Source organism: Pseudoalteromonas sp. BSi20439 (assembly GCF_000241165.1).
Lineage (GTDB): Bacteria > Pseudomonadota > Gammaproteobacteria > Enterobacterales > Alteromonadaceae > Pseudoalteromonas.
Window position 1 is genome coordinate 38,776 of sequence record NZ_BADW01000043.1, and the last position, 13,663, is coordinate 52,438.

Sequence of the window (13,663 nt, forward strand, 5' to 3'; positions counted from 1 at the left end):
GAAAACGCTTTAGCGGCTAAGCATATTTAGTATAACGAAATAGTAAGTAAGAAAAGGGAATTAATAATAAAAAGTGTGTGCCTATAAGCTCGGGTGTAGATAAGTTTAAATATTGAGTAATAAACACCAATAAACTTGCCCCACTCATTTGCATCGCTCCTAAAAGAGCTGAGGCGGTGCCAGCTTGCTTAGGGAACAGACTTAAAGCTCGTCCAGCGGCAGAGCCAAGTGTTAAAGCAAAACCAAAGGCAGCAATAAACATAGGGATCATTAATGCTAATGGGGTTTTATATTGGCTTAATACTAGCATCAGTAAGCCTGCACTCACTAACAACACAAGACCTGCTTTTAGTGCTCTTTTTGGTTGGCGTTTAATGTAAAGAGGCATGATAAAGCTAGCAAGAATACTAAGCACTGCATTAAGCGAGAACCAAAAGGTAAAGTCGGCTACGCTGCCCCCTAATTCAGTAATAAGCCAACCAGGAGCCAATGTTACAAATACTAATATAGCCGACATAGTGACCATACATAGCAAGCTATTAAATAAAAATAACGGAGTTGAAATAATAGGGATAAAGCGTCTTAAATCTAATATATGCCCCTGATAATGACTGTCTGCTGGGCGTGTTTCTCTGAACAAGAATAAGGTGACAATAAACCCCAATAATGCAAAGCCAGTTAGAAATAGAAAGTTCATTTGCCAACCAAACTGCACGGTTAACCACGCACCTAAAATGGGTGCTAACGCTGGAATAAAGCACACGATCCCGTTTAGGTAGGTAATTATTTGGCCACTGCGTTCACTACCAAACTTATCTCTTACTATTGCAAAAGCAACAACAAAGGTGGCGCATGCGCCTAACCCTTGAATTGCACGAGCAAACATCAGTATTAAAAAGCTAGGAGCATAGTATGCACCTAATGCCGCCAGTCCATATAAAGTTACACCGGTTAAGGCTACCGGCTTACGTCCAAAACGATCAGCAAGAGGGCCTGCAATTAATTGCCCCAAACCAACAGTAAGCATAAAAATAGCCACCGTTTGCTGTACTTGTTTTTCGCTCACTGAAAATTGCTCTGCAATAGTAGGAAAGGCAGGTAAATAAATATCAATGCCCATAGGACAAAAAATGACGAGTAACGCTAAGATCAGTAATAAAATTAAGTTTGGTTTAGCGGGCTGTGTTTGCATCAGGTCTCCTTTTGTCGGTATTTTAAGTGGCGACTGATGAAAAAGAAAGGGCTTATGACCGATGCATCAGACATGTTACCTACTTTTAACTTTATTATGATTATTTTTGTTTAAGTATCACACTTCTTTAAACTGATCCGATGTGTTAATTTGCTTTTTAAGCAAAGACAATGGAAAAACAATAATGAGTAATGAGTCTGCACTAATAAAAACATGGCATAAATTTAAAAAGCTGCCGTTTGGTAATTGGCTGTTTAGTAAAGCCGTATGTTTTAAAGCGCCTTACTTTGGCTCTATGAAACCGACGATTTTAGATTTAAAAGCAGGGCACTGTAGTGCTGTGGTTAAAAATACTCGCCGTGTGCACAATCACATTGGCACTATCCATGCGATTGCACAATGTAATTTAGCTGAGCTGTGCGCGGGGGTAATGGTTGATGCAACGGTACCTTATAAAACCCACCGTTGGATCCCTAAGGGAATGACAGTACAGTACTTGGCTAAGGTCGACACTGATGTTACTGCTATCGCTGAGATTGACCTGCCTCATCAGTGGGTTGATAAAGAAGATTTAGTCGTACCGGTAAAGCTTTACAATACGCGTAACGAACTGGTGTTTACCGCAGACATAACCATGTATATAACGCAGAAAAAGTAAGCGTATAAGCCGCCCAAGGGATTTTAAAGAGGTGATTAATGGTTTAGCCAACAGGCAGGCTAAACCATTTAAACTAATACAACTAGCTTTTGGCTGCAGGTTGCTTGTTTACAAACGAAAGCCCGCTGTCTTCATTATCAACAATGGCTTTTACGTCGTGAGCTGGTTTTGGCTTATCTTTAGCATGTTCAATGACTTCTTTTTCAAAGCGCTGCTTTAAACTGCCTTCAATAATCGCACCTGCTTCTATGCTCAGGGTGTCATGAAATATATCGCCAAGCACATGAGCATTATTTTCGATCTTTACTTCACTTGCATTTAAAGAGCCGATGATTTTACCCTTAACAACGACACTGCTTGCCTCAACAACGCCTTCAACAACACCTGAGGTGCCAATCACTAAATGTTCGGCCTTAATGTCACCATCAATACGTCCGTCGAGTTGTACTTCACCTTGGCTTACCAAAGAGCCCGTAATACGCACATCATTAGAAATGATTGAGGGAGTGTGACTCACTCGCTTAATGGATGAGTCTTTTTTTGCTTGTTTATTTTTACCAAACACGAGAAAGCGCCTTTGTTATTTTTAGTGGATTGACATGCTTGTCGTCTATTAATACTTCATAGTGTAAATGAGTACTTGTACTTCTTCCGGTACTGCCCATTAAACCAATGACATCGTGCTTTGTGATAGCTTGACCTTTTTTTAACATTAATTTTGTTTAAATGACCAAACCGTGTAACGACACCATTTTTGTGCTCTAACTCTATAAAGTTACCATAACCGCCATTACGACCCGCTCGACGAACCGTGCCATCGGCAGGAGCAAAAATTTCTGTTTTATGCCACCCAGCTAAATCAATGCCTTTATGAAAAGCGCGCCTTTTATTCATTGGGTCTTTTCTAAGTCCAAAATTACTGGAAATATAATACTTAGCAGCAGGTAAAGGCAGGGTATTTGGCAGCGCTGTTAAAAAGCTCTCAAGCTGGTTTAACAACAGTAGCTTATCTGCAATGGCGAGAAAGGAACTAGGAATTTTACTTTCATCGAGTATATCTAACGGGCCACCTTGCGCCGTTGTTTGTGTGCTTAAAGCAAGATGTTGCGCCAGTGCATTTTCAAGACCCGTGCCTTGTAGTATTTCTATAATCGCATCGTGACGTTGATTAATTTGCGCGGCTAATAAGGTGAAATTAGTGTCGTATTGTTGATTTAGCAAAGTATAGCGCTGTTCAAAACTGACAACACCGTTTTGTGCGTGTTTGTTTTGTGGCTTTTCTTCTTCGAGCGGCTCATGAAATTCGCTCTCGCCCTCATTAACAGGAGAGCCAAGCTGCTCTTCAAGTTTAATCGCATCTTTACTAATAGAAGCAGGAAGTGACTCTATCATACCTTGAAGTAAAGCTTGTTTTTGTTCAAGTTCAGCTAATTGTTCTTGTTGTAATGCATAGCGTGCCTGCTGTTGCTTTACTTTTTGTTGCCATTGTACTTGTTTATCAAGCTGGGTTTGCTCGATATGAGAGATTTGGTGTGTTTGCATATAAACACGGATACTAGAAACACTGATCCATGCAATAGCAATAAAAATAACAGCAAGCACAGAAACTTGTAACCAAGGCGCCAAAACAACATGCTTAACTTCACCATTTTGGCGAATAAGCAGCTGGCGAGCTGGGAAATGTTTATGAAAAAAAGACTTTATAAATACAGGCATGTCACATATATACTGGCTATTAACGGATTCAAGATAGCAATTTGAACTAAAAAAGCCAGAAAAAAATTGTAACTGCGGCTTAATTAATAAAAAAGGGCTGCTTACTCAGCAACCCTTTTTTACTAGTTTATTGATTTTAAAATTATTTTGCTGGCAGTACGGTACTCTCTACGCAGCCGAAGCCAATGCGCGCAAAACCTTCTTTTTCACACCAGCCACGCATTATTACATTGTCGCCGTCTTCCAAGAAGCTACGCTGCTCGCCGTTGCTTAGCGTAATCTTTTCTTTTCCACCACGAGAAAGCTCAAGTAGTGAACCGGCTTCTTCGTGAGTTGGTCCTGATTGCGTGCCAGAGCCCAGCATGTCGCCTGGCATAAAGTTACAACCATTTACTGTATGGTGAGTTACCATTTGCGCTACAGTCCAGTATGAGTGTTTAAAGCTAGACTTAGACACTTGAGTTGGGTTGTAGCCTTCATCACGCATTTTTTGCGTTTGAATTTTAACGTCCATTTGAATATCAAATGCGCCTTGATCACGGTTAGCCGTTGATTCTAAGTACTCTAGTGGTTGCGGATCGTTTTCATCACGCGTCCAACTTGTTCTGTATGGTGCAAGTGCTTCGGTGGTTACAATCCATGGAGACACGGTTGATGCGAAGTTTTTAGCTAAGAATGGACCAAGCGGTTGGTATTCCCATGCTTGTAAGTCACGTGCTGACCAATCGTTGAAAACACAAAAGCCGAATACATGCTTTTCAGCATTTTCAATTGCAATAGCATCGCCAAGCTCATTACCTTTACCTAGATAAATACCTAGTTCTAGCTCGTAGTCAAGGCGTTTACATGGACCAAATGAAGGAACTTCTGCGTCTGGCGCTTTAGTTTGTCCTTTAGGGCGATGAAACTGCTGACCAGACACACCAATAGACGATGAGCGACCATGATAACCAATCGGCACCCATTTGTAATTTGGTAGTAATGGGTTATCAGGACGGAATAAACTTCCTACGGCCGTGGCATGATAAATCGATGTGTAAAAGTCAGTGTAATCGCCAATGCGACATGGTAGAGCAAATTCAATTTCGCTTTGAGGTATAAGCGCTTGTGCTAGTTGCTCTTGATGAGCAGAACCTTCACGTAATGCTTTAGACAGTGCTAAACGAAGTGCTGACCAATATTGCTCACCTAATCCCATAAACTCGTTCAAAGTCGGGTTACTTGCAGATGCAACGGCTGTTTGGGCATCACCTGAAAAAATACCGAGTTCATTTACTTTTGCTAAATCAATAACCTGGTCGCCAATGGCAACAGCACCACGAAAAGCTTCATTGCTGTTTTTGCGACGTACTTCTGCAAAAGGTAGGTTTTGAATAGGGAAGTCACATTGTGCATCATTTGCTGATGCTACCCAGCTAGTTAAATTTATATCATGGGTTTCGTTAATTAAACTCATTACATTTCCTTTGGTTTAGTTGGTCGCGCTTATCAGTATAAATATCAATTTATTAAATAAGAATATAGCACCCGTTAATTTCATCTATTACCTAGCTATATGGTGATGAAAAGCGCGATTTAAACACACAGAGAGATAGTTTTACCTCTCAATTACGATTAAACGACAAAAAGCAGCGAAATACGCTGCTTTTTAAAGTTGCTTTATTTGCTTATAAAACGCCGCGGCGCTCTTGATCACGTTCAATTGACTCAAACAGTGCTTGGAAGTTACCCTCACCAAAGCCACCATCATCAACACGTTGAATCATTTCAATGAAGATAGGGCCAAATAAGTTTTTAGAGAAAATTTGCAGTAAGTAGCAATCTTCGCTTTGGCTATCAACCAGAATTTGATGCTCACGGATTTTTTCTTTGTCTTCTTTAACCCATGGCACACGGTCAAAAATAGTATCGTAGTACTCTGGAATAATATCTAAAGTAGCGATAGTTGATTTATCTAGCTTATCTAGTGAGCTTACTAAGTCGTCAGTTAAAAACGCTAAATGCTGCACACCTGGGCCATTGTATTCACCTAGGTATTCATCAATTTGGTTATTGTCGTTACCTTTACCTTCATTGATTGGGATAGAGAATGTGCCACATGGTGATTTTAATGCATATGAAAGCAGGGCTGTTTTTTGGCCTTTAATATCAAAGTAACGTACTTCGGTAAAACCAAACACGTCTTTGTAAAAGTTAGCCCATGTTTCCATAGTACCTTTATATACGTTGTTGGTTAAGTGATCGATACGTAAGAAGCCTTTACTATCTACTTTGTTTGGCTCGCTCAGATCTTCGAAATCATTATCGTAAATAGAGCCTTTATCTCCAAATTGTTCAATAAAGTAAATTAAGCTATCGCCAATGCCGTAAATAGCAGGGTATGGTAAGTCTTTATTAGCTGCATCAGTGGCAGGCTTAGCGCCACGCTTAACCGCTGCTTCAAACGCTGCTTGAGCGTTCTCTACACGCCAGCCCATAGAACAAATTGCTGGGCCGTGGTTTTTAGCAAACTCAGCTGAAAAGCCGTCGCGTTCATTATTTAGTAAAAAATGAATATCGTTTTGGTTGTAATAAACAATGTCTTTACCTTTGAATTTTTTTAATTTTGAAAAACCAAAATCGGTAAACACTTTGTCCATGTAATCGGCATCGGGTGTTGCGTATTCAGTAAACTCAATACCAACCAAACCTAAAGGATTATTTACTTCACTCATTATAATTACTCCCGCAATTAAGCACTGCGATTATTAGTTATCGTATTGCCTGCATGATTAACCAGATTACTGCTTTGGGGAAGAGGGTGTTGTTATTTAGTAAATAGCGCGTGTGTAAATTTTACGGGACGGTTAGCAAAGTATGATATTTATTTACATACGTGCCGAGGTAAGTAAAAATTAGCCAGCTCGGATAATGTACGTATTTTTTATTTATGTTATTGAATTTATTGCTTTTAAATTTAATTACCCATCTGTTTTTTTAGTTTTTTCATACTAAAAAAAGAGTGGTTTTTGTATTTTATTGTTTACACTCAACCTGAGCGTAGCTGCTCACAACATTAACAAAGCAATAGATACTGAGGATTTGATTCACTAACTTCATTTACTGTGTAGTATTACATTGTAACAATTAGGTTAGTTAGCCATAAAAATACCCCCTGCAGTTAGCTGCAGGGGGTATTTAATATCATTAGTCAAAGCGCATAATTACGCACTGTGATAAACCTAAATTATTGTGCTGGTGCGGTTTGTTCTAAACCTTGTTTTTCCCATACCTTAGCTTTGAAGCTCATCAGCACTAAGATGATACCTACACCGATACTAAATAATGCAATTTGTAAGTAAAGGTTAGGAATTTCTGCAACATTGTTAGGATCAAAGTTACCAGCAAGTAAGCCTGAAATTACGTTACCAATTGAGTATGTCAGTACAAATACACCCATCATTTGACCCGTATAGCGACGAGGAGATAATTTACTTACCGCACTCAATGCAACTGGGCTTAAACAAAGCTCACCCACTGTATGTAAGAAATACGTAGTAACCAGCCAGTAAGGAGCTACTTTTAAGCCTTCAGCTGCGTAATGCGCTGCCATAAACATAACTAAAAAGCCTGAAGCCATAATAACTAAGCCCAACGCACATTTTACGCTGTAAGTAGGCGATACCATTTTCTTAGATAAATTAATCCAAAGAGCGGCAAAAAATGGTGATAGGGCAATAATAAATAGCGAGTTTAAAGATTGGAACCAAGTCGTTGGAATTTCAAATGTGCCAATAAGACGGTCTGTGTAGTCACGAGCAAATAGGTTTAATGAAGAACCCGCTTGTTCAAAGCCAGACCAAAAACACGCAGAAGCGACACAGACTAAAAATAGCGCCCACATTCTTTGCTTTTCAGCGTCGGTTAGTTTGCCTTTAAAGTAAATAAGGCCAAAGTAAACGAAAAAGATAACAGTAAATATAACTGCGGTGTACCCTGCAACAATAGTCGGGTTAATTACAATCGCACCCGTCATCGCAGCAGCGGTAACACCGGCGGTCGCAATAACAAACGCAGCAATACCGCCCCATGCGCGCGAAGTACCTTTAGGGCTTAATGGGTTAGCAGGTAATGCGCTGTGATCTGGTAAGTTTTTAAGTGTGCGCTTGTATTGAATTAAACCAATACCCATACCAACAGCCGCCGCACCAAATGCCCAGTGCCAACCTACGTTTTCCATAAAGTAACCACACACGTAGTAACCAATTAAAGAACCTAAGTTAATACCCATGTAGTAAATAGCGAAACCACCATCACGGCGTTCATCTTCGTCAGTATAAAGCTGACCTACCATGGCACTGATATTAGGTTTAAGTAAACCAGTACCTGTTGCAACAAAGATCAAACCAATAAAAAATGAATATTCATGTGGCACGGCTAAAATAATATGGCCACACATGATAATAACACCGCCATACCATACTGCTTTTTGGCCACCAAACAATCTATCTGCTAACCAACCACCAGGTAAACCTAAAAAGTATACTGAACCTGTGTATAAGCCATAAATTGCAGCAGCAGAAGCAACGGTAAATCCTAGGCCTTCTTGTTGTAAACTTGCTGTCATAAATAATACGAGCATCGCTCGCATACCGTAGTAACTCATTCGTTCCCACATTTCTGTGAAAAACAGGGTTGAAAGTCCTTTAGGGTGACCAAACCAGCCACTGTCAGAATTTGAACTCATATTTACTTCCTAATTCATTATTGTTTTGATGACCTTGTGGTTTTTTATTTAGCTAAATTTTTACTTCTAAAAAGTATAATAAATGCTCGATCATCAGTGTTTTTTATGCAGCTAAGGTAATGGTTTGCTAAACGCAGCTATACGTTTAGGTAAGAGTCACACCCTTATCCTAGTTACAATTGCGCTTAAGTATACATAGACCTTTGTGCGAGGGGAAGCGTTGAGCGCGCTATCATACATCGGTTATGTAATTGTTAAATACCAGTATGTGAACCTCTATTTGCTGCAGTAAACACCTAAACTTATCAAAAAAGATAGTTAACATCATAGGTAATATTGTCTTTGCAAAGTTACCTTTTATATTGTTTAAACACGCCTTAAAAAACAAATAAAAGCTTTGTTTTACGGGTAGTTACAGCTACCAAATTTTTCAATAATAGTTAACCTTTACTACTTTAATTTAATAATCACCGCTTAGATTAAACATGGCTTAGCATTAACCTAAGTACAGAAGTGATAAGCCTCTGCAGAACATAATTTATACAAACTCGCTTTACAGTGGTTACTTGCAATCAACTCAACTTTTAGTGAACAACAAGGGTTAGAAACGTTAATTGCTTAAAAAAAGCGCTTTAGCTATTTAAAAAATATTTTTCCGTCCAAATTTCTTTACAATAAACTATGCTCGTAAACAGAGTTAGCGTATTATTCACGCCAACTAGTTTTTCCTTACCTGAGGGTGTATGCGTTTAGATATTCACTGTGCAGACCGAGTTGGTATTGCTCAAGAGATTCTTAATATTTTAGTTAGCTACAATGTTGACTTAAAAGGGATTGAAGTCGACTCAGTAAATTGTCGTATGTATGTGAGTTTTCCTGAGATTGAATTTGAACAATTTCAAAAAATTATGCCGTCTATTCGCTTAATCGATGGTGTACATGATGTACGCACGACCGCGTTTTTACCGTCTGAACGTGAGCACAATGAATTAAACACCTTATTAAGAGCACTTCCCGATGGCGTTATATCTATTGATGCTAAAGGCTGGGTGCGTCTGTGTAACGACGCGGCGTGTAAAGATTTACAGCTAACAGAAAAAGAAGTTATTGGCGCCAATATCAATAATTTACTTAAAGGTTTTAATTTTACCCGTTGGTTAGAGGGCAAAGAAGTACTGGGGCAAACTACCCGTGTAGAAGTGGCAGGTGAAGACTTTATTGCCGATATTTTACCTATTGCTGTACCACAAGGCAGTGAGGGGGATGTGTTAGCGGGTGCGGTAATTAATATAAAATCGCAAAGCCGTCTAGGCCAACAAGTGAGTGCATTTAGACGCTATGGCCAAGAAAGCTTTGCGACTATTCATAATTTTAGCACGGCGATGCGTCGTGTGGTGCGCGAAGCGAGAAAAATGGCGCAACTTGAAGCCCCCATTCTTATTACGGGTGAAACGGGTACGGGTAAAGAGTTACTAGCGCGAGCTTGTCACTATGCATCTAACCGCTCAGTAAAACCGTTTATTGCTTTATCGTGTGCCTCGTTACCAGATGATGTTGCCGAGTCAGAACTTTTTGGTTACGCCGGATATGAAGAAAACGCAGCGCCTAAACGCGGTGTACTTGAACAAGCGGATGGTGGAACAGTATTTTTAGATGAAGTGGGTGAAATGTCGACTCAGCTCCAAACTAAATTACTGCGCTTTTTACAAGACGGTACGTTTCGAAAAGTAGGCGACGAAAACGAAGTTAAAGTAAATGTTCGCATAGTTGCTGCTACCCAAAAAGATTTACCTGCAATGGTGCAAGAAGGCGTATTTAGAGAAGACTTATACTATCGCATTAATGTACTAACGTTAGAAATTGCACCATTGAGAGATCGTAAAGCCGATGTTGGCCCACTTGCTGAGCACTTTATTCAAAAATATGCGCAGCAAAATGGCCATACTGTGCCTGAGTTATCTGAAGAGTGTTTAACGTTTTTACAAGATTACCCATGGCCAGGTAATGTGCGCCAATTAGAAAATGCTATTTACCGTGCGGTATCCTTGTTAGAAGACAGTGAACTGCGCGTTGAGCATTTACAACTGCCGACGTTTACCCATGATTTAGGCTATTTAGAGTCTGATTTTGAGGGCTCGCTTGATCAAGCGGTTAAGCGTTTTGAAGCTACCTTATTGCGTAAGCTTTATCCAGCTTATCCAAGTTCACGTCAGTTAGCTAAGCGCCTAGGGCTGAGTCATACAGCAGTAGCTAATAAACTACGTGATTACGGTATTAACCGTAAAACGGTTAAAGTTTAAAGATAGATATTAAAACAACCTTTCTTAGTGATTGGCCCCTTGGTGTAAAAATACCCTAGGGGATCAATTGCTATGATACACTCACAAAAAACAAACTGGTAAGACCTCTACTGTGAACTTATATTTTAGACTGCTGCTATTATTTTTCAAAATTAAACGTAATCGTGATTATCAATCATTGTTAGACACGGTTGATATAGACTACAAAGCACTGCCAAGTGACTGTGATATTAATTTACACTTAACTAATTCACGCTATTTAGCAATGATGGACTTATCGCGCACATGGATGACTGAGCGAGTCGGCTTACTAAAGCAAATAATGAAGCGTCGTTGGTTTCCTATTGTTAATGCAACCGCCATTACTTATATCCGTGATATTAAGCCTATGCAGCGCTTTACCATTAGTACCCGTTTAGTCGGTTGGGATCATAAATACTTTTATATTGAACAAAAATTTCATTCAGAGCGTGGCTTACATGCAATTGCCTATGTACGTGGCGTATTTAAAAGTAAAAAAGGGGTGGTAAGCGTTGAGCATATGCTGGAGGTTGCTGGTTTTGAAGGCGTAGCACCTATTTTACCGGCAGAAATAATTCATTGGAAAGAAATGCTTGAGCAAAAAAAGTAAATAACTTACCTCGTTAATTACACGCAAAAAAAAGGCCTTACGGCCTTTTTAACACACACATAATCGTTATTAAAACGAATATTTAAGACCAAACATAGCTACAACAGGGTCAAGTGACACGGTTGAAGTTAATGCTTTTGCACCATTAGCATAAACAGTCGCATCGGTATCGATATCCATGATAGATACCATAGCGTGTAGGCCCCATTTCTCATCAATCTTGTAGTTAGCACCTACTTGAGCAACAAAACCAAATGAGTCATCTAGTTTTACTTCCACATCGTTAGTGCCTAAGGTTGCTTTAAGTGCTGCAGAAGGTTGCTCGTCAAAGAACGTCGTATAGTTAATACCTACACCAACAAATGGACGAAGTGCGTAGCTGCTATCTAAAAAGTGGTATTGTGCAACCAATGATGGTGGTAAATGTTTAATGTCGGCAATCTTATTACCAGCTAAACCACCCGTACCTTCTACATCATGAGAAAACGGCGTTGCTGCAATAAGCTCTAACACCCATTGGTCGTTAAATGCGTAATCTACAGTAATACCTAACTGAGTATTTGAATCACCTTTTAAACCAAGAGTAGGTGCTTCGTTAATCTTTGAGCCATCGTTATCTGGGTTAACATTAATTGCGCCAACATTAACGCTAAAGTTAGCGTGTGCTGCAGGAGAAAGAGCCAGTAAAGAAGTAAGTATTGCAATGCTTAGTTTAGTTTTCATGTTGTTCTCCGTGAACTACTGTGTGACTATTTGTTGATGGCGCTATTATTGCTCGAGGTTAAAAATAAAAACCTGTTCTAGATCAAAGTTTAAAAAGCCTGTGAGTAAAGAGCTTCTATTTATTGATTTAGATTAAACTTTTAGTCAGTTCGTGCTTAAAAATTATTGACTGATCATATAAATACCAGCCGTAAACGAAGTATTCAGAATATAATCAGCTAGGTTTGTTAAACTAACGCTATGTTCACGATTTAATACAAGTAAGCGGCCTCATGACTCCCTCTGGTCAACTATTTCTTCAAGGCTCTATTGCCAAAGCGCTATTAAAATTAGGCATTCCGATTATCCTCATTAATATTTTGCAGTCTGCTTATCAGCTTACAGATGCTTTTTGGGTTGGCCGATTAGGGGCTGCGCAAGTGGCTGCTGTATCTATAAGTACGCCCGTCACATTTTTGGTTATTGCGATAGGTTCAGGCTTTGCTATGGCGGGGGCGATTTTATCGGCACAATACATGGGGGCAGGCCAACAAGATAAGGTCAACCATGTTGCAGCGCAAACGGTGTTAATGGTGACATTAGTTGCATTATTACTTGGTTTATTAGGTTATGCATTATCACCTTATTTTTTAACCTTACTGGGGGTTGAAGAAGCCGTATATAGTGATGCGTTAAAGTTTATGCATGTATCTTTTATTAGCGTTATTTTTGTATTTATTTATGCCATGTTTCAATCGCTAATGCGGGGTATTGGGCAAACTAAGGTGCCGTTAATTATAGTCAGCACAACCGTGTTACTTAATTTTATACTCGATCCGTTATTTATATTTGGTTATGGTCGTTTTGAGGGGCTTGGTGTGATGGGCGCTGCGCTAGCAACATTGGTTACACAGAGCTTAGCGGCGCTTGCGGGCATCATTATATTTTTACGTGGTCGCCATGGTATTCAATTACAGCTAAAAAGCTTTTACCCCGACTGGCACTATATTAAGCGCGCTTTTTTCTTGGGAGCGCCTGGCTCTATTGAATTATCGACACGTGCATTTGGTTTGATCATCATGTCATTTCTAGTTGCCAGCTTTGGTACAACGACAATTGCTGCTTATGGTGTTGGCTCTAATATTTTGCAAATGGTAATGATCCCCGCTATGGGCTTATCAATGGCGGTATCAACCTTGGTTGGGCAAAATATGGGGGCTGGTAATATCAAGCGGGCTGAGCAGATCACTAAACTTGCTAGTGTGTGGGGCTTGTTAGGGCTCTCATGTGTTGGCGCCATTGCATATTTATATGCAGATTCATTAGTTGCATTTTTTATTCCTGACGATAATGACGTTATTACTAATGGGGCGCAATTTGTGCAAGTAATGTGCTTAAGTTGGGGTGGAATTGGGGTGCAGCTTTGTATTGTTGCTGCTTTTCGTGCCTCTGGAAACATGCTCAACGCCATGGTTATCGCATTATTATCACAATGTGTAGTGCAGTTCCCCGCCGCTTATATTCTTTCTAATCATACTGAACTTGGCGATCAAGGCATTTGGTATTCTTTTGCAATTACTAACATAACCATCGCATTAATAGCATTTGCATGGTTTATGCGTGGTTCTTGGAAAAAAACCAAGTTAACCAAAGAAGATAAGCACATAGTGCAGGTTACACGAGAAACATTAATAGAAGAGGGCGCACGTTAGCAAGTAAATTCATAATGCGGTCATAA

At 39.7% G+C, this 13,663-nt stretch carries 10 protein-coding genes and 1 pseudogene; 4 read left to right on the plus strand and 7 right to left on the minus strand.

Annotation, left to right across the window (positions count from 1 at the left end; translation table 11 throughout):
• Nucleotides 1-16: 16 nt before the first annotated feature.
• Nucleotides 17-1,192 carry a multidrug effflux MFS transporter gene (locus P20439_RS03565; RefSeq protein ID WP_008464692.1) on the minus strand — a complete coding sequence of 392 codons (1,176 nt, stop codon included), beginning with the start codon at nucleotides 1,190-1,192 and terminating at the stop codon, nucleotides 17-19.
• 184 nt (nucleotides 1,193-1,376) lie between these two features.
• Between P20439_RS03565 and P20439_RS03570 the strand changes: the two genes are divergently transcribed.
• Nucleotides 1,377-1,850, plus strand: a complete 474-nt coding sequence (locus P20439_RS03570) for a hotdog fold domain-containing protein (RefSeq protein ID WP_008464694.1) — start codon at nucleotides 1,377-1,379, stop codon at nucleotides 1,848-1,850.
• Between the two features lie 82 nt (nucleotides 1,851-1,932).
• Here P20439_RS03570 and P20439_RS03575 read toward each other — a convergent pair whose 3' ends face one another.
• From P20439_RS03575 to P20439_RS03595, 5 genes and pseudogenes are all read right to left on the minus strand, one after another.
• Nucleotides 1,933-2,415: a polymer-forming cytoskeletal protein gene (locus P20439_RS03575; RefSeq protein WP_008464695.1), complete on the minus strand. Its 483-nt coding sequence runs from the start codon at nucleotides 2,413-2,415 to the stop codon at nucleotides 1,933-1,935.
• Nucleotides 2,405-3,566, minus strand: a pseudogene (locus P20439_RS03580) (M23 family metallopeptidase). The gene P20439_RS03575 and the pseudogene P20439_RS03580 overlap by 11 nt, the downstream one beginning before the upstream one ends.
• A 142-nt stretch (nucleotides 3,567-3,708) precedes the next feature.
• Complete coding sequence (gene fahA / locus P20439_RS03585) at nucleotides 3,709-5,022, minus strand: fumarylacetoacetase (protein ID WP_008464699.1); 1,314 nt, start codon at nucleotides 5,020-5,022, stop codon at nucleotides 3,709-3,711.
• 211 nt (nucleotides 5,023-5,233) lie between these two features.
• Nucleotides 5,234-6,280, minus strand: a complete 1,047-nt coding sequence (hppD, locus tag P20439_RS03590; RefSeq protein WP_008464701.1) for a 4-hydroxyphenylpyruvate dioxygenase — start codon at nucleotides 6,278-6,280, stop codon at nucleotides 5,234-5,236.
• 512 nt (nucleotides 6,281-6,792) lie between these two features.
• On the minus strand, nucleotides 6,793-8,292 hold the full coding sequence (locus P20439_RS03595; protein WP_008464703.1) for a peptide MFS transporter: 1,500 nt from the start codon (nucleotides 8,290-8,292) through the stop codon (nucleotides 6,793-6,795).
• A 743-nt stretch (nucleotides 8,293-9,035) separates the two neighbouring features.
• Here P20439_RS03595 and tyrR point away from each other — a divergent pair.
• Nucleotides 9,036-10,592, plus strand: a complete 1,557-nt coding sequence (gene tyrR / locus P20439_RS03600; protein WP_008109548.1) for a transcriptional regulator TyrR — start codon at nucleotides 9,036-9,038, stop codon at nucleotides 10,590-10,592.
• A 112-nt stretch (nucleotides 10,593-10,704) separates the two neighbouring features.
• Nucleotides 10,705-11,223 (plus strand): thioesterase family protein, encoded by a 519-nt coding sequence (locus tag P20439_RS03605; RefSeq protein WP_008464705.1) that lies wholly within the window; start codon nucleotides 10,705-10,707, stop codon nucleotides 11,221-11,223.
• Nucleotides 11,224-11,292: 69 nt separating this feature from the next.
• Here P20439_RS03605 and P20439_RS03610 read toward each other — a convergent pair whose 3' ends face one another.
• On the minus strand, nucleotides 11,293-11,946 hold the full coding sequence (locus P20439_RS03610; protein WP_008109545.1) for an OmpW family protein: 654 nt from the start codon (nucleotides 11,944-11,946) through the stop codon (nucleotides 11,293-11,295).
• A 272-nt stretch (nucleotides 11,947-12,218) separates the two neighbouring features.
• Between P20439_RS03610 and P20439_RS03615 the strand changes: the two genes are divergently transcribed.
• On the plus strand, nucleotides 12,219-13,637 hold the full coding sequence (locus P20439_RS03615) for an MATE family efflux transporter (protein ID WP_008464708.1): 1,419 nt from the start codon (nucleotides 12,219-12,221) through the stop codon (nucleotides 13,635-13,637).
• Nucleotides 13,638-13,663 lie beyond the last annotated feature (26 nt).

Bases quoted from the DNA above. Each gene is read 5' to 3' on its own strand.
- P20439_RS03565 (WP_008464692.1), bottom strand. From the start codon at position 1,192: ATGCAAACACAGCCCGCTAAACCAAACTTAATTTTATTACTGATCTTA.
- P20439_RS03570 (WP_008464694.1), top strand. From the start codon at position 1,377: ATGAGTAATGAGTCTGCACTAATAAAAACATGGCATAAATTTAAAAAG.
- fahA (WP_008464699.1), bottom strand. From the start codon at position 5,022: ATGAGTTTAATTAACGAAACCCATGATATAAATTTAACTAGCTGGGTA.
- hppD (WP_008464701.1), bottom strand. From the start codon at position 6,280: ATGAGTGAAGTAAATAATCCTTTAGGTTTGGTTGGTATTGAGTTTACT.
- P20439_RS03595 (WP_008464703.1), bottom strand. From the start codon at position 8,292: ATGAGTTCAAATTCTGACAGTGGCTGGTTTGGTCACCCTAAAGGACTT.
- tyrR (WP_008109548.1), top strand. From the start codon at position 9,036: ATGCGTTTAGATATTCACTGTGCAGACCGAGTTGGTATTGCTCAAGAG.
- P20439_RS03610 (WP_008109545.1), bottom strand. From the start codon at position 11,946: ATGAAAACTAAACTAAGCATTGCAATACTTACTTCTTTACTGGCTCTT.
- P20439_RS03615 (WP_008464708.1), top strand. From the start codon at position 12,219: ATGACTCCCTCTGGTCAACTATTTCTTCAAGGCTCTATTGCCAAAGCG.